This window comes from Kineococcus xinjiangensis (genome assembly GCF_002934625.1).
GTDB classification, from domain to species: Bacteria; Actinomycetota; Actinomycetes; order Actinomycetales; family Kineococcaceae; genus Kineococcus_A; species Kineococcus_A xinjiangensis.
This window is the reverse complement of record NZ_PTJD01000011.1, coordinates 126,618-147,110: the sequence shown is the minus strand read 5'-3', so window position 1 is coordinate 147,110 and position 20,493 is coordinate 126,618. Positions and strand designations below refer to the sequence as shown.

At 76.8% G+C, this 20,493-nt stretch carries 21 protein-coding genes; 8 read left to right on the top strand and 13 right to left on the bottom strand.

The window, feature by feature from the left end:
* Positions 1–33: 33 nt before the first annotated feature.
* The 4 genes from CLV92_RS15380 to CLV92_RS21045 all read right to left on the bottom strand — a co-directional run bounded on the left by CLV92_RS15380 (position 34) and on the right by CLV92_RS21045 (position 3,144).
* Entirely contained in the window at positions 34–1,095 is a 1,062-nt protein-coding gene (locus tag CLV92_RS15380) for a sulfate/molybdate ABC transporter ATP-binding protein (RefSeq protein ID WP_104434107.1), read from the bottom strand.
* A complete protein-coding gene (locus CLV92_RS15375) occupies positions 1,092–1,856 on the bottom strand; it encodes an ABC transporter permease (protein WP_281256944.1) in 765 nt (254 codons plus the stop codon). The genes CLV92_RS15380 and CLV92_RS15375 overlap by 4 nt, the downstream gene beginning before the upstream one ends.
* A 107-nt stretch (positions 1,857–1,963) precedes the next feature.
* Positions 1,964–2,740: a molybdate ABC transporter substrate-binding protein gene (modA, locus tag CLV92_RS21050; RefSeq protein WP_146099572.1), complete on the bottom strand. Its 777-nt coding sequence runs from the start codon at positions 2,738–2,740 to the stop codon at positions 1,964–1,966.
* The gene (locus tag CLV92_RS21045; RefSeq protein ID WP_146099571.1) at positions 2,737–3,144 is read right to left on the bottom strand and encodes a TOBE domain-containing protein; all 408 of its coding nucleotides are present in this window, start codon (positions 3,142–3,144) and stop codon (positions 2,737–2,739) included. The genes modA and CLV92_RS21045 overlap by 4 nt, the downstream gene beginning before the upstream one ends.
* A 152-nt stretch (positions 3,145–3,296) precedes the next feature.
* Between CLV92_RS21045 and CLV92_RS15365 the strand changes: the two genes are divergently transcribed.
* From CLV92_RS15365 to CLV92_RS15350, 4 genes are all read left to right on the top strand, one after another.
* Positions 3,297–4,583 carry an NYN domain-containing protein gene (locus CLV92_RS15365; RefSeq protein ID WP_158257274.1) on the top strand — a complete coding sequence of 429 codons (1,287 nt, stop codon included), beginning with the start codon at positions 3,297–3,299 and terminating at the stop codon, positions 4,581–4,583.
* Positions 4,584–4,789: 206 nt separating this feature from the next.
* Positions 4,790–7,120, top strand: coding sequence for a coiled-coil domain-containing protein (locus CLV92_RS22920; protein WP_104434103.1), 2,331 nt, complete (start codon positions 4,790–4,792; stop codon positions 7,118–7,120).
* A 314-nt stretch (positions 7,121–7,434) separates the two neighbouring features.
* The gene (locus CLV92_RS15355; RefSeq protein ID WP_104434101.1) at positions 7,435–7,659 is read left to right on the top strand and encodes a hypothetical protein; all 225 of its coding nucleotides are present in this window, start codon (positions 7,435–7,437) and stop codon (positions 7,657–7,659) included.
* Positions 7,660–7,708: 49 nt separating this feature from the next.
* Complete coding sequence (locus CLV92_RS15350; protein ID WP_104434099.1) at positions 7,709–8,056, top strand: MmcQ/YjbR family DNA-binding protein; 348 nt, start codon at positions 7,709–7,711, stop codon at positions 8,054–8,056.
* Between the two features lie 21 nt (positions 8,057–8,077).
* Here the strand turns inward: CLV92_RS15350 and CLV92_RS15345 are convergent, their stop codons facing one another.
* The 3 genes from CLV92_RS15345 to CLV92_RS15335 are packed head-to-tail and all read right to left on the bottom strand — an operon-like array spanning position 8,078 to position 10,456.
* Positions 8,078–8,326, bottom strand: a complete 249-nt coding sequence (locus tag CLV92_RS15345; RefSeq protein WP_104434097.1) for a MoaD/ThiS family protein — start codon at positions 8,324–8,326, stop codon at positions 8,078–8,080.
* Positions 8,327–9,418 (bottom strand): GTP 3',8-cyclase MoaA, encoded by a 1,092-nt coding sequence (moaA, locus tag CLV92_RS15340; protein WP_104434095.1) that lies wholly within the window; start codon positions 9,416–9,418, stop codon positions 8,327–8,329.
* Between the two features lie 18 nt (positions 9,419–9,436).
* On the bottom strand, positions 9,437–10,456 hold the full coding sequence (locus CLV92_RS15335) for a CPBP family intramembrane glutamic endopeptidase (protein WP_104434093.1): 1,020 nt from the start codon (positions 10,454–10,456) through the stop codon (positions 9,437–9,439).
* 273 nt (positions 10,457–10,729) lie between these two features.
* On the opposite strand from CLV92_RS15335, the gene CLV92_RS15330 reads away from it, so the two are divergent.
* Genes CLV92_RS15330 through CLV92_RS15320 form a run of 3 tightly spaced genes read left to right on the top strand, consistent with a single transcriptional unit; the run spans position 10,730 to position 13,855 of the window.
* A complete protein-coding gene (locus CLV92_RS15330) occupies positions 10,730–11,542 on the top strand; it encodes an ABC transporter ATP-binding protein (RefSeq protein ID WP_104434161.1) in 813 nt (270 codons plus the stop codon).
* Positions 11,512–13,092: a hypothetical protein gene (locus CLV92_RS15325; protein WP_104434091.1), complete on the top strand. Its 1,581-nt coding sequence runs from the start codon at positions 11,512–11,514 to the stop codon at positions 13,090–13,092. The genes CLV92_RS15330 and CLV92_RS15325 overlap by 31 nt, the downstream gene beginning before the upstream one ends.
* A gap of 13 nt (positions 13,093–13,105) precedes the next feature.
* Positions 13,106–13,855 carry an ABC transporter permease gene (locus tag CLV92_RS15320; RefSeq protein WP_211291162.1) on the top strand — a complete coding sequence of 250 codons (750 nt, stop codon included), beginning with the start codon at positions 13,106–13,108 and terminating at the stop codon, positions 13,853–13,855.
* A 161-nt stretch (positions 13,856–14,016) separates the two neighbouring features.
* Here the strand turns inward: CLV92_RS15320 and CLV92_RS15315 are convergent, their stop codons facing one another.
* The 5 genes from CLV92_RS15315 to CLV92_RS15295 all read right to left on the bottom strand — a co-directional run bounded on the left by CLV92_RS15315 (position 14,017) and on the right by CLV92_RS15295 (position 18,332).
* Positions 14,017–14,220, bottom strand: coding sequence for a cold-shock protein (locus CLV92_RS15315; RefSeq protein ID WP_104434089.1), 204 nt, complete (start codon positions 14,218–14,220; stop codon positions 14,017–14,019).
* Between the two features lie 244 nt (positions 14,221–14,464).
* Positions 14,465–15,367: an MSMEG_6728 family protein gene (locus tag CLV92_RS15310; RefSeq protein WP_104434087.1), complete on the bottom strand. Its 903-nt coding sequence runs from the start codon at positions 15,365–15,367 to the stop codon at positions 14,465–14,467.
* A 135-nt stretch (positions 15,368–15,502) separates the two neighbouring features.
* Complete coding sequence (locus tag CLV92_RS15305) at positions 15,503–16,396, bottom strand: metal ABC transporter permease (RefSeq protein WP_104434085.1); 894 nt, start codon at positions 16,394–16,396, stop codon at positions 15,503–15,505.
* Complete coding sequence (locus tag CLV92_RS15300; RefSeq protein ID WP_245886856.1) at positions 16,393–17,280, bottom strand: metal ABC transporter ATP-binding protein; 888 nt, start codon at positions 17,278–17,280, stop codon at positions 16,393–16,395. The genes CLV92_RS15305 and CLV92_RS15300 overlap by 4 nt, the downstream gene beginning before the upstream one ends.
* On the bottom strand, positions 17,277–18,332 hold the full coding sequence (locus CLV92_RS15295) for a metal ABC transporter solute-binding protein, Zn/Mn family (protein ID WP_104434083.1): 1,056 nt from the start codon (positions 18,330–18,332) through the stop codon (positions 17,277–17,279). Before CLV92_RS15295 ends, CLV92_RS15300 begins: the two co-directional genes overlap by 4 nt.
* A 185-nt stretch (positions 18,333–18,517) precedes the next feature.
* Here CLV92_RS15295 and CLV92_RS15290 point away from each other — a divergent pair, with 185 nt between their 5' ends.
* Positions 18,518–19,714: a PP2C family protein-serine/threonine phosphatase gene (locus CLV92_RS15290; protein ID WP_104434081.1), complete on the top strand. Its 1,197-nt coding sequence runs from the start codon at positions 18,518–18,520 to the stop codon at positions 19,712–19,714.
* Between the two features lie 9 nt (positions 19,715–19,723).
* On the opposite strand, the gene CLV92_RS15285 is transcribed toward CLV92_RS15290, so the two are convergent.
* Positions 19,724–20,485, bottom strand: a complete 762-nt coding sequence (locus tag CLV92_RS15285) for a hypothetical protein (protein ID WP_104434079.1) — start codon at positions 20,483–20,485, stop codon at positions 19,724–19,726.
* Positions 20,486–20,493: the final 8 nt, after the last annotated feature.

Sequence of the window (20,493 nt, the reverse complement as noted above, 5' to 3'; positions counted from 1 at the left end):
CCCACACCCGCACCGCCGCGGGCGCCCCGGCCGTCAGCGCGCCGGCCGCACCCGCACCGCCGCCGCGTCCACCGCGAAGCCGACCCTCGTCCCCGGCACGAGGTCGAGGTCGGCGGCGTCGGCGGTGGGGACGTCGGCGGCCACCTCCACCGCCCCCCGCCCGCGCACCCGGACCACCTCGCCGCGCGGCTCCAGCTCCACCACCTCCGCCACCACGACGGTGCCGCCGGGGAGGGCGCAGCCGCCGGGGCGCACCGCCACGGCGCCCGGGCCGAACACCGCGACGGCCTCCTCCCCGGGACGGCAACCCGGCTCCAGCACCCCGCCCAGCACCGTCCCGTCCGGCAGCTCCAGGCCCCCCGCCACCGCCCGGCCGCGCACCAGGCACAGCCCCGCCAGCCGCGCCGCGAACTCCGTGCGCGGGCTGGTCAGCACCTCGCGCGCCGGCCCGTCCTCCACGACGCGGCCCGCCTCCAGCACCAGCGCCCGGTCCGCCAGCGCCAGCGCGTCCAGCGGGTCGTGGGTCACCAGCAGCGCCGGGCGGCCCTCCCGCAGCACCCGCCGCAGCAACCCGCGCAGCGCCGCCGCGGCGCCCACGTCCAGCGCGGCCAGCGGCTCGTCCAGCAGCAGCAGCTGAGGCCGTGCGGCCAGCGCCCGGGCCAGCGCCACCCGCTGCGCCTGCCCTCCCGACAGCTCCCCGGGCCGGCGCGCGGCGAGGTCGACCGCACCCACGGCGGCCAGCCACCGCTGCGCCTCCACCCGGGCCGCCCGCCGCCCGGCACCGCGCGCCCGCGGCCCGAACGCCACGTTGCCCGCGGCGCTGAGGTGGGGGAAGAGCAGCGGCTCCTGCGCCAGCAGCGCCGCCCCCCGCCGGTGCGCGGGCACCCACACCCCCGCAGCGGTGTCCACCAGCACCGTCCCGTCCAGCACGACGCGGCCGCGTGCCGGGCGCAGCAGCCCCGCCACCAGCGCCAACAGCGTGGACTTGCCCGCCCCGTTCGGCCCGAGCACCGCCACCACCTCGCCGGGGGCCACCGACAGGTCCAGCTCGACACCGCGCGCGGGCACCTCGGCGCGCACCTGCAGGCCGCTCACGGGCCCACCCGCCCCCGCCCGGCGGTGCCGGTGCTGCCGCCGCTGCGTCCCGGAACCCGGCCGTGCACGCCCGCCACCACGGCCAGCGCCACCAGCACCAGCAGGAACGACAGCGCCACCGCCGCCCCCGGGTCCGTCTCCCGCACCAGGTAGATCTCCGACGGCAGCGTGCGGGTGACGCCCTCGCGGCTGCCCGCGAACGTCAGCGTCGCCCCGAACTCCCCGAGCGCCCGCGCGAACGAGAGCACCGCACCCGCCGCCAGGCCCGGGGCGACGCCCGGCAGCGTCACCCGCCGCAGCACCGTCGACGGCCCCGCGCCCAGCGTCGCCGCGACGTCGGCGTAGCGGCGGCCCGCGGTGCGCAGCGCCCCCTCCACGCTCACCACGAGGAACGGCAGCGCCACGAACGTCTGGGCCAGCACGACGGCCGCGGTGGAGAACGCGATCCGCACCCCCAGCAGCTCCAGGTGCTGCCCGAGCAGCCCCTGGCGCCCGAACGCGGCGAGCAGGGCGATGCCCCCCACCACCGGTGGCAGCACCAGCGGCAGCAGCACCAGCGCCCGCACCAGCCGCAGCGCCCGCCCCCGGACCCGCGCCAGCACCAGCGCCATCGGAACCCCGAGGAGCGCGCAGGCGACGGTGCTGGCGGCGGCGGTGCGCAGGCTCAGCAGCAGCGCGGCGGTGGCGGACGGCGACGTCACCAGCTCCGGGAAGCGGGCCCACTCCACCTCCAGCGCGAGCGCCAGCAGCGGCAGCAGCACCAGCAGCGCTCCCGCCGCGGCGGGCAGGAGGATCCAGCGGGGCAGCCCGTTCCCCTCCGCCGGGCCGCCCCGCTCCCGCGCGCGCCGCGACGCGCCGGCCCCGCCGGTCAGGGCGCCCCGAACCCCGCGCCGGCCAGCACCCGCCCGGCCTCCGCGCCGCGCAGGAACTCCGCGAACCCGGCCGCCTCCACCGGGTGCTCGGAACCCGCGGTGACGGCGACGGGGTAGGTGCTGACGATGCCGGCGGCCTCCGGGAACGGCACGGTGCGCACCGCGCCGCCCGCCGCGCGGGCGTCGGTGACGTAGACGATGCCCGCGTCGGCCTCGCCGGCGGTCACCTTGCCCAGCACGCCGGTCACCGACGTCTCCTCGCTGACGGGGGAGACGTCCACCCCGGCGGTGAGTTCCGCCCGTGCGGTGGCGCGGCCGCACGGCACCTGCGGTGCGCAGACCACCACGGCGACCCCGGGGCGGGCGAGGTCGGCGAACGACGACACCCGCGCAGGGTTCTCCGGCGGCGTCACGATCTGCAGGGTGTTCGTCGCGAACGGCGCGGGCGCATCCGCCAGGAGCCCCTCCTGCGCGGCGGCGTCCATGGCGGTGGTGTCGGCGGTGGCGAGGACGTCGGCCGGTGCGCCCTCGCGCAACTGCCCCACCAGGTCGGTGGAGCCGGCGAAGGTGAACTCGACGGCCGTGCCGGGGTGGGTGGCCTCGAAACGCCGTCCCAGCTCCTCGAAGACCGGCCGCAGGGAGGCTGCGGCCAGCACCGTGAGCTCCGCGGTCGTCGGTGCGGAGGGGGAGCCGCCGGGGCCCGGATCGCCGCCGCACCCCGGCAGCGCCGCGGCGACGACGGCGGCGACGGCCAGCGCGGGCGCACGCCTCACGACGCCCCCGCCGGCGTCTCCACGATGACCGTGGTGGCCTTCACGACCGCCACCCCCAGCGTCCCGGGTTCCAGGCCCAGTTCCCGCACCGCCTCGCTGCTCATGAGGGAGACCACGGTGTGCGGGCCGCACTGCAGCTCCACCTGCGCCATCACCCCGTCGGCCACGACGCGCGTCACCAGACCCACGAACCGGTTGCGCGCCGAGCGCTGGACCCCCGAGGGGTCGGGCACGGGCGGTGCGGCTGCGGCACGGGCGAACTCCGCGAGCGCGGCGCCGTCGAGGCTCATCCGCCCGGCGCCGTCGCGCACGGCCGGCAGGGCGCCGGTGTCGACCCAGCGGCGCACCGTGTCGTCGCTGACGCCGAGCAGGGCGGCGGCCTCGCGGATCCGGTACTGCGGCACGAGAGCCAGCATAGGACCGCGGATGCGGCGGTGAGGGCCTGCCGGCGCCGCAGCCTCGGCCGCCGCGGACCCCCGGGGCGGCAGGTCGTAGGTTGGGACGCGGTGGAGGCGGGCCCGGCCGGGCCCCCTCGGGGACGCGGGAGGCGATGGGTGTGACTGCCGAGGACGCTCCGGGCAGGGTGCGGCGCAGCGCCCTGTTCGTGGACTTCGACAACATCTACTCCGGGCTGGCCGACACCGACCGCCGCGCCGCCGAGGCCTTCGCGACCGACCCCGACCGGTGGGTGCGGTGGCTGTCCTCGGGAGCCGACACCTCCGGCCCGTTCGAGCGCCGCTTCCTCGTCCGGATCTGCTACCTCAACCCGGTCGCGTTCGGCAGGTTCCGGCCCTTCTTCACCCGCAACGGGTTCAAGGTGGTCGACTGCCCCCCGCTGACGCAGCGGCAGAAGAACAGCGCCGACATCCACATGGTCCTCGACATCCTCGACGCGCTGGAGCACCGCAGCGCCTACGACGAGTTCGTCGTCGCCTCCGCCGACGCCGACTTCACGCCCGTGATGATGCGGCTGCGCGCGCACGACCGGCTCACCGCCATCGTGACCGCGGGTCCGGCGGCGGCGGCCTACCGGTCGGTGTGCGACAGCGTGATCTCCCCCGACGAGCTGGCGGCCGTCGTGCTGACCACCCGCTCGGACGGCGACCGGCCGCCGGCGAGGGCCGGGGCGGCCGAACCCGCGGGGGCGCGGCGGGAGGCCGCCGGTCCGGTGGCCGAGCCGACCGCGGTGCGCCGGCCCGCAACCCCCGACGAGCGGCTGCTGGAGGCCGTCCGCGCCGCGGTGCGCGCGGCGCCGCGGCCCCTGGTGACCGCGGCGGCCGCGCAGGCCGCGCTGTCGGTGGACCCCACCCTGTCGGAGCGGGGCTGGGCGGGGGCGGGCAAGTTCGCGGTGTTCCTCTCCACGTACCTGCCCGAGCTGCGCTACGTGCCGCAGCCGCAGCCCGGGTACGTGTTCGACCCGACCCGCCACACCGAGGCCGACGTCCCGGCGGGTGCGGCGGAACTGGCGCGCGGCGACCTCGCGCCCCTGCCGGCGCAGGTGTGCCTGGTCACGAACGCCCCCGCCCTCTCCAGCGCGCAGTACGCCGTCCTGTTCGAGGAGCTCGCCGCGGACGTGGCGGAGAACGGGTTCGACGCGGGGACGTTCAAGCGGGTCCGGGACCGGGCGCACCTGCGGGAGCAGCCGATCCGGCGTGCGGTGGTGTCCTCGGTGGTGCAGGGCATGGTCTACGCGGGGACCCGCCCGCGGCCGGGGATGTCCGCGTCCGACCTCGCCGCGACGTGGCTGGAGAACCTCAAGGAGCTGTGCGCGAACGCGCAGATGCAGCTCGAACCGCACGAGGTGCAGCAGTTGGAGGAGTGGATCCTCGGCGGGGTGCGGTGACGGTCCCGCCACCCCCGTTGCGGTGACGCTGCGCAGCTGAACGCCAACTCTGCGCTGAACAGGTGACCACCATTCCGGCGTTGGAGTGGCCGGGGAGCGCCGCGGAGGGCCGTTCGGAGGAGGAGGCGTTCGGGGCGGGCGGGAGCCGTTGAACTCTGGAGGAGACGGGGATCCCCGCCGCACCCACCTCTCCTCCGGAGTCCTGCATGCGCATCGCTGCCCGTTCCACCTCCGCCCGCCGCCTCGTCGGGGTCCTCGTGGTCCCCGTCGCCTTCGCGGGCGTGCTGGTCGCCGGCAGCAGCAGCGCCTCCGCTGCCACCACCTCCACCACCGCCGGCATCTGCAAGGGCGTCGCCAACCAGATGGCCCACCGCGGCACCGTGCAGGAGGGCCTCCTGAAGGCCGCCGCCAAGCGCAACGCCGCCGCCATCGCCACGCTGCAGGCCGAGCGCGCCGCCCTGCAGGCCACCGCCACGGACCTCACCGGCCAGATCGCGGGCGCCGAGGAGGTCCTCGCCTCCCTCGAGGCCGAGGCCGTCCAGATCGACGCCGACATCGTCACCGCGGACTCCGAGCTGGCCCGCCTCCTCGCCCTGGAGGCCACCACCACCCAGGCCGTCGTGGACGCGGAGAGCGCCCTCGCCGACCTCGCCACCCGCAAGCAGGCGACCGACGCCGAGCTCGCCTCGCTGACCGCGGAGCGCGACGCCCTCCAGGCCGACGCCGACGCCCTGCGCGCCGACGCCGCCCTGGCCGCCGGGCAGCTCGCCGCCGTGCGGGAGCAGCTCGCCGCCGCCGACGCCGAGCTGACCCGCCTGCAGGGGCTCGCCACCGCCGCCGCCGACGCCCTCGCCGTCCAGGTCGCCGCCCTCGCCTCCGCCCAGGCCGACCTGCCGGCCCTCCAGGCCGTCGCCGACGAGGCCGCCGCCGCGCTGGCCGCCGCCGTCCAGGCCGTCGCCGACGCCGAGGCCCACCTCCAGGTCCTGACCGCGGCAGGCGACACCGCCCAGGCCGAGCTCGACGCCCAGCTCGCCGAGATCGACGGCGCCCGCACCGAGCTGGCCACCCTGCAGGCCGCCGCCGACGAGGCCACCGCCGCCGTCGCCGCGCAGAAGTCGGCGATCGCCGCCGCGGAGCGCGAGCGGTTCACCCTGAACCACGCCGCCTACCGGGCCGACGCCGCCGTCACCGCGCACGAGAAGGCGCTCGCCACCGCGCAGACCGAGCTCGCCACGCTGGTCACCGCCGCCGACGAGGCCGCCGCCGCCGTCGCCGCGAACGAGCGGGCCGTCGCCGACGCGGCCGCCGTCGTCGCCGGCCTGGAGGAGCAGCTCGCCGACGCCACGGCCGCGCTCGCCGCCAAGCAGGTCGAGCTGGCGACGGCCCAGGACGAACTCGCCGCCCTCCGCGGACGCAAGACGTTCCTGGAGAGCGAGATCGCCCGTCTCGAGAAGGAGAAGGGCGGCACCAAGGAGGAGAAGAAGGCCCGCGAGGCGCTGCTCACCGCGTACAAGGCCGAGTTCGCCGGGATCGACGCCAGGATCGCCGACAAGAGCAGCCAGATCTCCGGCCTCCAGGGCGACCTGACGACCCTGCAGGCGCAGATCGACAGCCTCAACGCCCAGCTCACGACCGCCAATGCCACCAGCGCGGACCTGCAGGCGCAGGCCGGGGCGCTGCAGACCACCCTCAGCGCCACCGTCGCCGCCGTCGAGGCCAAGCAGGTCGAGATCCGGACCCTGGAGGCCGCGCTCCCCGCCCTCCGCGCCACCGCCACCGACGCCCGCGCCGCCCTCACCGCCAAGCAGGCCGAGCTCGCCGACCTGCAGGCCGCCCTCCCGGCGCTGCAGACGGCCGCCGCCGACGCGCAGGAGCTCGTCGCCGCCCAGGTCACCGCCCTCCGGGCCCTGGAGGCCGAACTGCCGATGCTCACATCGAACGTCGACGACGCCCAGCAGGCCATCGCCGACCGTGCGGCCACCCTCCCCGGCCTGCGCCAGGTGGCGGCCGACGCCACCGCCGCGCTCGCCGACGCGACCGCCGACGTCGAGGCTCAGCAGGCGGAGATCCGGACCCTGGAGACCGCGCTGCCCGGCCTGGCGGGCGCCGTGACGGACGCCGAGAGCGCCGTCGCCACCCAGCAGCGCCAGGTCACCGCCCTCACCGCCGACGTCGACGGGCTGGTCGCCCAGCTCGGCGACCTCAACGGCCGGATCGCCACCACGGAGAACCAGGTCCTCGCGCTGCAGGACCGGGTCGCGCCCCTGCTGGTGCAGCTCGACGGCATCAACGCCGAGATCAGTGCCACCGAGGCCCGGCTGACCGCTCTCCAGGGCGAGCTGACCGCGCTGGACAAGCAGGTCACCGACGCCAAGCTCGTCCTCGCCACCCTGCAGGCGCAGAAGAAGGCCAGCAGGACCGCGGTCGAGGCGCAGCGCGCGACCGTGAAGGCGCTGCAGGACAAGCTCACCGCCGTGCAGGGCCAGATCCAGGCCATCGACCCCAGCATCGCCGTCGCGGTCACCTGCGGCGTCTGACCCGGCGCCACGGGAACACCACCCGGGCACCACGTCGCGGACCCCAGGGGGGCAGGACCGGAACCGGTCCTGCCCCCCTGGGTGTGCTGCGGCCTCCGCGCCGCTGCCCGCCGCTGCAGGAGCACCCGGACGGCGGTGCACCGGCGGCGGCGCTCACCGACCGTGCCGCCGCACGCCCTGGAACTCCCCGTCGGCAGCGCTGCGTGCCGCCCGGAGCACCCGGGATGCGCCGTCCGGGTGACGTCTCACCCACCTGTCGCACGCAGAGTGCGCAGAGGGTTCTCCACTACTGACTCTGCGTGCACGCTGGAGACATGACGACGGCCCACACCCTCGCGCGCCACCCCCTGCTGGCGGTGACCGCCGACCCGCGCAGCAACCACGGCACCGTCCGGCCCGCACGGCAGCCCGCGCAGCGGCCCGCCCGCAGCAGCGGCATCCGCCAGGCCGTCGAGCTGAGCAGCCTCTCCGTCGTCGGCGCCGTGCCCGGGCTCGCCCTCGTCGCGCTGCTCGTCCTGGAGTGGGCCGGCGCGGCCTGACGCCCACCGGGGGTTCCGCCGCCGGGCGGTCACGCGCCAGGATCGTCCCGTGGTCACCGGGGACGAACTGAGGAACACCGCGCTCGCGCTGCCGGAGGCGGAGGAGCGCGAGACGTGGGGGCAGGCGACGTTCCGCGTGCGGGGGAAGATCTACGTCATCCTCGCCGACGACGGGACGCAGGCCAGCATCAAGGCGTCCCGGGAGGAGCAGGCTGCGCTCCTCGCCTCCGAGCCGGAGGTGTTCTCCCCGGCCTCCCACGTCGGCAGGTTCGGCTGGGTGTCCGCGCGACTGGACGCCGCCGACCCGGAGGCGCTGCGGGAACTGGTCGTCGACGCCTGGCGCAGCACCGCACCCCGGCGGCTCGTGGCCGAGTTCGACGCCGCCACGCCCGGCTGACCCTGCGGTGCCGGCCGGGCCTCAGCCGCCCGCGAAGGGGGGCAGGACGTCGACCGTCGCGTCCGCGCCCACCGGGGCCTCGCGGCCGGCGGAGGTGGCGTCCAGCAGGAACGAGCACGCCGGCAGCACGGTCCCCAGGCGCTGCCCGTGCCGCTGAGTCAGCAGGTCCAGCAGCTCCGCGAGCGGCCGCCCCGATCCCAGCTCGACCCGTTCCTCGTCCACGCCGGCGGCCTCGGCCGCACCCGCGTAGTAGCGCACCAGGACGCTCACTCAGCCTCCGATCGCGGACATCGGCCTGTCGGGGTGCAGGAACGACGGGTCGTCGATGTCGTGCCCCGCCTTCTTCTGCCACATCGCCGCACGCCACGCCCCCGCCAGCTCCGCGTCGGAGGCGCCCGCACGCAGCAGTCCGCGCAGGTCCGTCTCCGACGTCGAGAACAGGCAGGTCCGCACCTGCCCGTCGGCGGTCAGGCGGGTCCGGTCGCAGTCGCCGCAGAACGGGCGCGTCACCGAGGCGATCACCCCGACCGTCCCGCTGAGCCCGGCGCCGTCGTCCACCAGCCACGTCTCCGCCGGGGCCGAACCCCGCACCGACGCCGGCACCGGCTGCAGCGCGAAGTGCGCCCCCAGCCGCTCCACGATCTCCGCGGCCGTGACCATCTCGTCGCGGTCCCAGGCGCCCTGCGGGTCCAGCGGCATCTGCTCGATGAAGCGCAGGGAGTAGCCCTCGCGCAGGGCCCAGCGCAGCAGCGCGGGCGCCTCGTCGTCGTTCACCCCCCGCAGCAGCACCGAGTTCACCTTCACCGGCGCCAGGCCGGCCTCCTGCGCGGCGCGCAGCCCCGCCAGCACGTCGGCCAGCCGGTCCCGGTGGGTGATGGCGGTGAACCTGTCGCGGTCGAGGGTGTCCAGGGAGACGTTGACCCGGTCCAGGCCCACCTGCGCGAACCCCGCGGCCAGGCGCGCCAGGCCGATGCCGTTCGTGGTCAGCGACGTGCGCACCGGAACGCCGCCCGGGGTGCGCAGCCCGGACGTCGCGGCCACGATCGCGGCCAGCCCCCGCCGCAGCAGCGGCTCGCCCCCGGTGAAGCGCACCTCCTCCACCCCGAGGTCGCGCACCGCCACGGTGACCAGCCGCACGACCTCCTCGTCGGCGAGGAGCTCCTCCCGCGCCATCCAGTCCAGGCCCTCGGGCGGCATGCAGTAGCCGCAGCGCAGGTTGCAGCGGTCCGTCAGCGAGACCCGAAGGTCCACGGCGGTCCGCCCGAAGCGGTCCCGCAGCCGCCCGTCGCCCGGCGGCGGCGCCGGGGCAGCGGTCGGGGCGCGCCCGCGAACACGGGGAAGGCCCAGGGAGACCGCTGCCATGCGGCCATCGTAGGTCGGTCAGCGCCCGGGGCGAGTGCAGTCGCCGGCCGGGGCCACGTCCGCGGGCGCGGATCCACCGGCCGGAGGTGCGGCGTCCACCCGTCCGGCCGGCTGCGGCACGAGGGCGCCCGCGGCCGGGCGCCCGGCAGCACCCGGCGGCGGCGGGAGGTGGCGCTCGGGGCGGCCCGTGAAGACCCCCGCCCGCCAGGCGAGGACCAGGAAGACCAGCGCCGCCACCTGGAGGGACCAGAACAGCACCGGCACCGGCAGCCCCGTCAGGTGGTCGACGTCCCGGGTGACGTTCCACAGCGCGTGCGACACCACCACCCCGAGGATGCGGCCGGTGCGGGCGTAGACCACCACCATCCCCGCCGCCCAGATCACCAGCGCCGCCGTGCCCACCCCGTAGTAGAGGTGGAAGGACAGGCGCAGGGCCACCGCGAACAGCACCACGGCGCACCAGGAGAACCCCGCCCGTCGCAGCACCGACACCGTCACGGCGAGCAGGACCACCTCCTCCGTGGGCCCCGCCAGCGCCGAGGCGACCAGGCCGTCGGCGATCTCGGGGGCGACGGGCTCGTACCCGTCGGAGCCGTAGGGCGGCACGCCCAGCAGCCCGTCCACGAGATCCATCACCCGGAAGGCCGCGACGCTCACGAGGACGTCCGCGCCGAAGACCCCCGCCTCCGCCCGCCAGTTCTCGCGCGTGCGGGGCAGCGACAGCCCGAGCTGCCTGCGCCCGACCCCGTGCGTGCCGGCGAACATCACCGCCGCCCACACCAGCAGGGCCGCCGCGGTCACCTGCCAGGTGATGGACTCCAGCGCCCAGAGCCAGTCGCCGGCCTCGACCCAGCCGCCGGAGCCCTCGATCTCGTCGCCGGACTCCTCGACCTCGTCGCCGGAGTCCTCGACCCAGTCGCCGGAGTCCTCGACCGGGCTCGCGAGCCCCAGCACCGCGTCGATCGTGCCGACGCCCCACCCCGCCGCGAACAGCACCAGCAGGCCCGCCACTGCGGGGCCGCGGCGGTTCGCCGCCACCGGGCCCTGCGGGAACCAGGGCAGGAGCGTGCGCCGACGACTGCGCGGACGCGGCGGAGGCAGGAGCGGAGGTGGGGGTGGCCCGGGGAGCTGCACCCCTCCCATGCTCGGCCACCGGCGTCCCGTGCCCGCCGTCGTGTGAGCACGCTCCCCTGGACGGCGCAGCGCCCGCACCCCTGGACGGCGCAGCGCCTGCACCCCCGACGGTGGCAGGAGGGCAGGTGGTCCGATCGTCGGATGGGCGTCCCGATCCCCGTCGCTAGCCTCGATCGCATGGAAGCGCACGTGGCCGGTGACGCCCCCGGCGGGCCCGGCGAGGGTCCGGCACTCTCCCTGCGGGGGCTCGCGAAGCGGTTCGGGGCCAAGGTCGCCGTCGACGCCCTCGACCTCGACGTCCCCCGCGGCTCCTTCTACGGCATCGTCGGCCCGAACGGCGCCGGCAAGACCACCACCCTCTCGATGGCCACCGGCCTGCTGCGCCCCGACGCCGGGCGCGCCCTCGTCCTCGGCCACGACCTGTGGGCCGACCCCGTCGAGGGCAAGCGCCGCCTCGGCGTCCTCCCCGACGGCGTCCGCCTCTTCGACCGCCTCACCGGCGCCGAGCTCGTCCGCTACGCCGGGCTGCTGCGCGGCATGGACCGCGCCGTCGCGGAGGAGCGCAGCGCCGAACTGCTCGACGCCCTCGGCCTCGCCGACGCCGCGCGCACCCTCGTCGTCGACTACTCCGCCGGCATGACGAAGAAGGTGGCGCTGGCCTGCGCCCTCGTCCACGCCCCCAGGCTCCTGGTGCTCGACGAGCCCTTCGAGGCCGTCGACCCCATCAGCGGCACGACGATCCGCGAGATCCTCACCGGCTTCGTCGCCGGCGGCGGCACCGTCGTGCTCTCCAGCCACGTCATGGAGCTCGTCGAGCGGCTCTGCGACCACGTCGCCGTGGTCAGCGCCGGCCGAGTCCTCGCCGCCGGCACCCTGGACGAGGTCCGCACCGGCAGCACGCTGGAGCAGCGCTTCGTCGACCTCGTCGGGGGCCGGTCCGTCGTCCCAGGGAGCCTCGAGTGGTTGCACACCTCCTCCGCCTCAAGCTGACCCTGCTGCGCAACGGCCTGCGCCGCAGCCCCTGGGAGATCGTCGCGCTCGTCCTCGCCGGGCTGTGGGGGCTGTGGGTCGTCGGCCTCGCCGGCGCCGGCCTCGTGGCCCTGCGCTGGGCGCCGCACGACGTCGCCGCGCCCACCGTCACCGGCCTCGGCAGCCTCCTCGTCCTCGGCTGGGCCGTCGTCCCCCTCGTCGCCTTCGGGGTGGACGAGACCCTCGACCCCGCCCGCTTCGCCACCTTCAGCATCCGCCGCCGCCCCCTCATGACGGGCCTCCTCCTCGCCGGGGTCGTCGGGGTGCCGGGGGTCGTCACCCTCGTCCTCGCCCTCCTCACCGTCGTGACGTGGTCGCACTCGCTGCCCGCGGCCCTGCTCGCCGTGCCGTGCGCGCTGCTCGCCACCCTCACGGCGGTCGCCGCCTCCCGTGCCACCACGACGGCGGCCGCCGCGCTGCTGCGCACCCGACGCGCCCGCGACGTCGCCGTCCTCGTCGTCGGCGTCGCCCTGATCGGCCTCGGGCCCGCCCTCAACGTCGCCGGCATGCGCTGGGAGGAGATCGTCGCCGCCCTGCGCGCCGCCGCGGAGGTCGTGGGCTGGACCCCGCTCGGCTTCGCGTGGGCGGCACCGGCGGACGCCGCCGCCGGGGCGTGGGGCAGCGCCCTGCTGCGCACCGCCCTGGCCGCGCTCACCCTGGGCCTGGTGCTCGCCGGCTGGGCGGCGGCGCTGACCCGCTCCGAGGCTCGCCCGGCCGTCAGCGCCCAGCGCAGCGGCACCCACGACACCTCCGGGCTGGGCCGGGTGCTGGAGCGCCTCCCCGCCACGCCCGCCACCGCCGTCGCCGGCCGCTGCCTCGCCTACTGGCGCCGCGACCCCCGCTACGCCATGGCGGGGCTCTCCGTCCTCGTCGCGCCCGCCGTGCTCGTGGCCCTCGCGGTCGGCAACGGCGGCGCCGCGGGGCCCTTCCTGCTGTGGGCGGGGCCCTCGGTGGCGTTCCTGCTGGGCTGGAGCCTGCACAACGACCTCGCCTTCGACCACTCCGCGTTCTGGACCCACCTCGCCGCCGGGGTGCGCGGGCGCGACGACCGGCTGGGGCGCGTCCTCGCCGCCGCGCCGTGGCAGACGGCGTTCGTCCTCCTCATGACCGTCGGCGGGGTCGCCGTCTCCGGGCGCTGGGACCTGCTGCCCGCCGTGCTGGGGATCAGCGCGGCGGTGTACTGCGCCGGCCTCGGCGTCTCCAGCCTCGCCAGCGCCCTCGTGCCCTACCCGGTGCCGCCGCCCGGCGGGAACCCGTTCAGCACCCCCCGCGGTGCGGGCACGGCGACCGTCCTGGCGCAGCTCGCCACGAGCACCGCCGTCGGCCTGCTGGCGCTGCCCTCCCTCGTGCCGGGCGTCCTCGCGGTGACGGGCGCGCCCTGGCTGGGGTGGATCGCCCTCGCCGCGGCGCTGGTGCTGGGCCCCGTGTGGATCGTCCTCGGCGTCCGCTTCGGCGGGCGGCTCGTCGACCGGCGCGGGCCGGAGCTGCTCGCGACGGCCAGCCGCTCCTGACGGTGCCGCGGGCGTGAGCGGTGGGCAGGTCGCCTCCTTGGCGCTCGCCCTCGTCCTGCTGGGCGCCCTCGCGGTCGGCGTCGGGCGCGCGGGCCGGCTGGGGCAGGAGCGGGCGGTCGTCGTGGCGGTCGCCCGGGCCGTCGTGCAGGTCCTCGCGGTCGGGGTGGTGCTCGGCGTGGTGCTGGCGACGCCGGTGCTCGCGCCGGTGTACCTGCTGGTGGGGCTGGGCGTGGCCGCCGCGACCTCAGCCCGCCGGCTGGCCGGGGCGGGCCGCACCTGGCCGGCCACGGCCGCCGCGATCGGCGCCGGCGCCGGTTCCGCCGCGGCGGTGGTCCTGGCGTGCCGGGCGCTGGAGTGGGAGGCCCGGCAGGTCGTGCCGTTCACCGCGCAGCTCGTCGGGGGTGCCATGACGGCCACGACGCTGGCGGGGCGGCGGCTGCTCGACGATGCCCGTCAGCAGTGGGACGTCGTGGAGGGCTGGTACGCCCTCGGTGCGGGGCCTCGGCAGGCCACGGCGGAGCTCGCCCGCACGGCCGCCGCGCGCTCGGTCGTGCCGGCGCTGGACCAGACCCGCAACGTGGGCCTCGTCGTCCTGCCGGGGGCGTTCGTGGGCCTCCTGCTGGCCGGGGCGAGCCCCCTGGAGGCGGCGCGGGTGCAGCTGCTCGTCCTCGTCGGGCTGCTGGCGGCGGAGACCGTCGCGGCGGTGGTGGTGACCCGGCTGCTGGCGCGGCGGCTCGTGGTGCGCCCCGACCCCGCCGGCTGAGCGCCCCGCGACCTCCTCCCCGGAAAGGACCCTTTCCGGGGTGCGGCCTGCCGGTTCGACCCCGGAAAGGGTCCTTTCCGGGGAGGGGTCCGGGGGAGGGGGCCGGGAATGACAGAGGGCCCCGTCCTGGTGGACGGGGCCCTCTGCGTGGAAGCGGATCGTCAGATCGCGCGCACCTGGTCGGCCTGCGGGCCCTTCTGACCCTGCGTCACCTCGAACTCGACGCGCTGGTTCTCCTCGAGGGAGCGGTAGCCGTTGCCGGTGATGGCGGAGTAGTGGACGAAGACGTCGGGGCCTCCGCCGTCCTGCTCGATGAAGCCGAAGCCCTTTTCGGCGTTGAACCACTTGACGGTGCCCTGAGCCATGCGTTTCTCCATGTCTTGCCGGTCGGTATTCAGAGCCGCGCCTTCTGCGGCTCCGGGCTGAGTGGGTTCGCCACTCTGCTCCCGGCCGTATACCGAGTGCAGATGACGCCCGCAACACACTCCGCGGGCGTACGAAACGATCGAGGAGCTGCGCTAGCTGCAGCCAACTGGACGCTAGCACAGCGCTACCCCGTGCGCGAGGTGCTGGAGCGGACGCTCTTCGTGACCTCCTCACTCGTTCGGCTCAGAGGTCCACGAGCACGACGAAGAGCGAGCGGGGATCCTGCAGGGCGGCCGGCGGGACGACGTCGGAGCGCTCCGCCCGGCCCAGCCAGCGCACCGCCCGCCGGTGCGGCGGGGGTCCCGTGCGGGGGTCGGCGAAGCGGTAGGCGCCGACGACCTCGCCGAGGAGCAGGGCGCGCTCGCCCTCGATCGGGACGGCCACCTCGTCGCCGGGCGTGAGCTCCCGCACGAAGCCGGCGAGCTGGCGCAGCTCCTTGCCCGGCCGCCGCCCCGGGGCGCGCTCCCGCAGCAGTGCCCGCAGCCCGTCGTCGTCGAGGCCGGAGGCGTCGCAGTCGATGCCGGAGCCGGCCCCCAACCCCACCACGCCCTCGGTGAGGAACGCCGCGAGGTCCGCGGGCCCGTCCGGCCGGACCACCCACACCGGCCGCCCGCCGCGCTCGCCGACCCGGGGCGGCGGCCCCGGCTCGGGCCAGAAGTAGTCCAGGTCGTCGGGCTCGTCCTGCCCGAACAGCGGCCGGTAGAGCTCCGGGGCCTTCTGCAGCAGCTTCGAGCGGTGGCTGGCGTGGACCCGCTCGTCGCCCAGCCACACCGGCATCAGCCCCTCGTCGGCCAGCTCCCGCTGCTCCCGGCCCACCACCTCGGGGGCGAACTCCGCGATCAGCCGCCGGGTGGAGTCGGCGTGCCCGGCGCGCGACCACGCCTCCACGCACGCCAGGCCGTAGCTCACCAGCGCCGGCGTGCAGCCCCGCCACATGCGCACCGCCGGGTGGTTGGCCCAGCCGTAGTCGGGCAGCTCCAGGGCCCGCAGCACCTGCAGCGTCTCCACCCGCTGCTTGCCCAGCCGCGGCGCATCCAGCACGGCGGCGCTGCGGGCGAAGTCCGGGTAGGGGAGGAACGTCTGCACCCCGCCACCCTGCCCGGGGCCGGGCCCGCCCGCCCCCGGACCAGCCCGGACCAGCCCGAGACCAACCCCGGACCAGCCCGGACCAGCCCGGACCACGGAAAGGGTCCTTTCCGCGACGAGCGGGGGCGGCGCCCGTCAGGCGGGCTGGAGGGCGGGAGTGCGGCGCGCCCTGCGCAGGCGCCGGGCACCCACCAGCCGGCACACCAGGTAGATGAGGAAGGACACCGTCGTCACGTACGGGCTGATCGGCACCCGCGACCCCAGGGCGAGCAGGATGCCGCCCAGCATCGCCGTCAGCGCGAACGCCACGCTCAGCACGGGCACCAGCACGGGGGAGGCGCTCACCCGCACCGCCGCCGCCGCCGGGGTCACCAGCAGCGCCAGCACCAGCAGCGCGCCGACCACCTGCACCGACATCGCCACGGCCAGGCCCAGCACCACCATGAACGCCGGGGCCAGGGCCCGCACCGGCACCCCGCGCGCCGCCGCCACCTCCGGGTCGAGGCTGGCGAACAGCAGCGGCCGCCAGGCCACCGCCAGGGCCAGCACCACCACCACGGAGATGCCCGCCAGCCAGTGCAGCTGCGGGTCGTCCACCGCCACCACCTGCCCCGTGAGCAGGCCGAACTTGTTCGCCGAGCGCCCCGGGTAGAGGGCGAGGAACAGCACGCCGAGGCCGAGGCCGAACGGCATGAGGACGCCGATGGCCGAGTTGCGGTCCCGGGCGCGCACGCCCATCACCCCCAGCAGCACCGCGGCGACGATCGAGCCGACCACCGAGCCGAGCACCACGTCGGCGCCCAGCAGCAGCGCCGCCGCCGCACCCGCGAACGACAGCTCGCTGATGCCGTGCACCGCGAAGGGCAGGTCCCGCGCCAGGACGATCACGCCGACGAGCCCGCCGACCAGGCCGAGCAGCGCCCCCGCGAGCAGGGAGTTCTGCACCAGCGGCAGCAGCTCGCCGTAGTCGGAGAAGTCCACGATCGAGCGGAGGATCCCGCCGGGGGAGTCCACGGCCAGCCGGATCACGCGACCCGTCCCTCGTCGTGGGCGCCGCAGTGCGGGTGCTCCGAGGGGGCGGCGCCGCCCACGACGATGAGCCGGCCGCCGGAGTGCACGACCTCCACGGGGGAGCCGTACAGCTCCGACAGCACCGCGCTGGTCATGACCTCCTCGGGCGGGCCGACGCGGAAGCGGCCGGCGGCGAGGTAGAGCACCCGGTCCACGTAGGGGAGGACGGGGTTGATGTCGTGGGTGACGAACAGCACCGCCGCCCCGCTCTCCCGGCGCCGGCGGTCGATGAGGGCGCTGACGGACTGCTGGTGGTGCAGGTCCAGCGACAGCAGCGGCTCGTCGCACAGCAGGACGGCGGGGTCGGTGATGAGCGCCTGGGCGATGCGCAGGCGCTGCTGCTCCCCGCCGGAGAGCGTGCCGACGGGGGTGCGGGCGTAGCCGGTGGCGCCGACGGCGGCGAGGGCGGCGTCGACGCGCAGGGTGGCGGAGCGGCTGGGCAGCCAGGGACCCCACCGGTGGCCGTCGATGCCGAGGCGGACGAAGTCGCGGGCCCGCAGGGGGGTGGTGGGGTCGAGCCCCTTCTGCTGCGGGACGTAGCCGATCCCCCGGCCACCGCGGCGCACGGGGCGTCCGGCGATGGTGGCGCTGCCGGTGGCGAGGGCCTGCTGGCCGAGGAGGACGCGCAGGAGGCTGGTCTTGCCGGAGCCGTTGGCGCCGAGGACGGCGAGGAACTCCCCCGGTGCCACGTCCAGGTCCAGGTCGCTCCACACGGCGCGGGAGCCGTAGCGCAGGGTGGCGCCGCGCAGGCTGAGGGCGCTGGGGCCGGGTGGGCCCGGCGCGGGCGCGGGCGCGGCGGTGGTGGCGCCCGCGGGAGCGGCGCTCAGCGGGTCCGCCCTCACGGCGTCAGCGCCTCCTCGAGGGCGGTCAGGGTGTCGCTCATCCACGTCGCGTAGTCCTTGCCGTCGGGGAGCGTCTCGGTGACCGGGACGACGGGCACGCCGGCTTCGCGGGCCGCCTCCTCCACCTGCTCGGTCTGCGCGCCGGACGTCTGCTCGTTGTACACGAGGACGGCCACCTGTCCGGACCCGAGCACGGTCAGGGTCTCCTGGAGGACGGCGGGGGAGACGTCGCTGCCCTCCTCCATGGACTCGCTGAACTCCGCGGGGGTGCGGTCGACCATGTCGAGGGCCGCGAGCATGTGGACGGGCAGGGGCTCGGTCACGGCGACGCCCTTGCCCTGCGTGGTGGCGCGCAGCTCCTCCTGGCGGGCCAGCAGCCCGGCGATGCGCTCGGCGAAGGCCTCGCCGTTGGCCTCGAAGGTCGCGGCGTCCTCGGGGGAGGCTGCGGAGAGGGCCCCGACGAGCTCCTCGGCGACGTGCTGGGCGGTGTCGAGGTCGTACCAGACGTGCTCGTTGACGCCGCCGTGTCCGTGGCCGTGCTCGTCCTCCGCCGCGGCGTCGGCGGTCTCCTCGGCGTGCTCGTCCCCGGCGTGCTCGCCCCCGGCGTGGCCCTCGGCGGCGTGCTCGCCCCCGGCGTGCTCGCCGCCGTCGAAGAGGTCGACGGCCGTGATGACCGTCCTGCCGTCGCGCCCGACGGCGTCGAGCATGGCGTCCATGTAGGGGTCGTAGCCGCCGCCGTTGGCGATGACGACGTCGGCGCGCTTGACCGCGAGCTGGTCGCGGGTGCTCGCCTCGTAGGAGTGCGGGTCCTGGGCCGGGTCGTCGATGATCGAGACGACCTCGGCGCGCTCGCCCGCGATGGCCCTCGCGATGTCGCCGTAGACGTCGGTGGAGGCCACCACCGACAGCGTCGAGTCCTCCGCGGGACCCTCGCCGGCTGCGGTGGCGGGGTCGCTCCCCGCGCCGCCGCACGCGCTCGCACCGAGCACCAGGGCGGTGGTGAGCGCCGTCGCCGCGGCGGCGCGGCGACGACGGGGGGCGGGGGAGGTCATCGGCGCATCCTCACTACAGGGAACGATTACCAACAGCATAGGGCGTGGCCGGTCATCCGAGATGCCCCGCCCCGGCGTCCTGCCGGGATCGGCGACCCGCGAGCCGCCCGTCACTTAGAGTCCAGATCACGGAACGGAGGGTCCGGACCGAGGTGCCCTCCCCGCCTCGCCGACGGAAGTGCGCCATGACCACGCCAGGACGACCCGGCCGGAGGCGCGCACGCGCGTCCCGTCGCCCGGGCACCGGCAGCGGCGGCTCCCTCTGGCCCCTGCTCGGGGCCTCCGTCGTCGCGCTGCTCGCGGTGGTGGACGTCGTGGCCGTGTCCGTGGTCGACGACGAGCCCCCCTCCGCCACGAACATCGCCGGCACCCTCGCGCTCGCCCCGGCACTGACCGGGGCGGGAGGCACCCGCCGGCAGACCCTCGGCGTCGGCGTCCTCGCGGTGGCGGTGGCGTGGCTGCTCGTCGCCGTCGACGACGTCCACACCCTGCCCGCCGCCACCCGCGTCTCCGTCGTCGCCCTCGGCGCGGTGCTCGCCGTCTGGGTGGCGCACGTGCGCATCCGCCACGCAGCGCAGCTGCAGGACCGCCGCGAGGCCGCGCGCACCCTGCAGGCGGCGATGCTCACCGAGCTGCCCCAGCCGGACCACCTGGAGCTGGCCTGCCGCTACCTGCCCGCCAGCTCCGGCGACCAGGTGGGCGGCGACTGGTACGACGCCGTCGTCGCCGACAGCGGCACCACGCTCGTCATCGGCGACGTCATGGGCCACGACGTGGGCGCCGCGGCCGACATGGGGCAGGTGCGGGCCATGCTGCGCGCCTACGCCGTCGACCGCCCCGAACCCCCCTCGGCGCTCCTGTGCCGCCTCGAGCGCTCCGTCCAGGTCCTCGGCCTCGACGTGCTGGCCACGGCCGTCGTCGCCCGCGTCGAGCAGACCGCCGAGGACCGCGCGCGGGGGCTGCGGCGCCTGCGCTGGTCCAACGCCGGGCACCCGCCCCCGCTGCTGCTGCACGCCGACGGGCGCGTGGAGGTCCTCGACGGCGAGCCCGACCTGATGCTGGGGGTGGACCCGGACGCCGTGCGGGAGGACGGCACGTGCGAGCTGCCACCCGGATCGACGCTGCTGCTCTACACCGACGGCCTCGTGGAGCGCCGTGACGCGACCCTGGAGGCGGGTGTCGCGCTCCTCGCCCGCGAGCTCGCGGCCCGGGCCGGGCAGCCCCTGGCGCAGCTCCTCGACGGGGTCCTCGGCGCCGTGCTGGGTGAGGATCCCGAGGACGACGTCGCCGTCCTCGCCGTGCGCGCCCACCCGGAGGACAGGCCCCGCCCGCAGGAGGCCGGCCCCACCCGACTCACACCCGGACCCCCGCCGCGGAGGTGAGTTCCGGGGTCACCCCCGGGGCTGCTCCGCGGGAGCTTTCGCCCCCAGCCGTGCGGCCACCGACACCACGATCCGGCGCAGCGCGGTGGCGGACAGGCGCGAACCACCCTGCTCCGGCGCGCGCAGCCGCCCCGCCGCGGTCAGCGCGGGGAACAGGGGACCCAGCCCGGAGCCGGCCGCCGCCCGCCGCTCCCACCACGCCTCCACGGCATCCACCGCCGCATCGCCGCCGGGCTCGGTGCGCAGCACGCGGACCTCCACGGGGCTGCCGGGACGCCGCACCAGCACGAGCAGCCCGGTGTCGTCGCAGTGCACGTCCGACACGTCCAGCGCCGCCAGCTCCGAGCGGGGGAGGGCGGTCGCGCGCGCCAGCTCGAAGGCCGCCCGGTCCCGCAGCGCGACGGCGCCCGCCACCTGCGCACCCGCGGCCACCGCCCCGACCGGCTGCTCCGGGGCGTCGACCTCGCCGTCCGCCGGGTGCTCGGTCCGCGGCGCCTCCGTGCCGGCCTCCGCACCGGCCGCCGCCCGCTCGAGGACCACGGCCAGCGTGGCGACGTCGGTGACGGCCGGGTCGTAGTGGACGACGACACCGCCGGTCAGCGGGTGCGCCCGGGCGGTGCGGACCCCCGCCACCGCGCCGAGGGCCTCCTCGGTGGCGGCGGCGCGCACGGCCGAACGCCGCATCCAGGGCACCTCGAACCGCGCCCGCCCGCCGGCGTCTGCGACGGTGCGGACCCCCGTGGGGCGCGGGGGTGCGGGGGTCTCGGTCACGACGGGCC

Excerpts from the sequence above, each read along its gene's own strand:
- CLV92_RS15290 (WP_104434081.1), top strand. The coding sequence starts at position 18,518 with ATGACCACGCCAGGACGACCCGGCCGGAGGCGCGCACGCGCGTCCCGT.
- CLV92_RS15295 (WP_104434083.1), bottom strand. The coding sequence starts at position 18,332 with ATGACCTCCCCCGCCCCCCGTCGTCGCCGCGCCGCCGCGGCGACGGCG.
- CLV92_RS15330 (WP_104434161.1), top strand. The coding sequence starts at position 10,730 with ATGGAAGCGCACGTGGCCGGTGACGCCCCCGGCGGGCCCGGCGAGGGT.
- CLV92_RS22920 (WP_104434103.1), top strand. The coding sequence starts at position 4,790 with ATGCGCATCGCTGCCCGTTCCACCTCCGCCCGCCGCCTCGTCGGGGTC.
- CLV92_RS15355 (WP_104434101.1), top strand. The coding sequence starts at position 7,435 with ATGACGACGGCCCACACCCTCGCGCGCCACCCCCTGCTGGCGGTGACC.
- moaA (WP_104434095.1), bottom strand. The coding sequence starts at position 9,418 with ATGGCAGCGGTCTCCCTGGGCCTTCCCCGTGTTCGCGGGCGCGCCCCG.
- CLV92_RS15315 (WP_104434089.1), bottom strand. The coding sequence starts at position 14,220 with ATGGCTCAGGGCACCGTCAAGTGGTTCAACGCCGAAAAGGGCTTCGGC.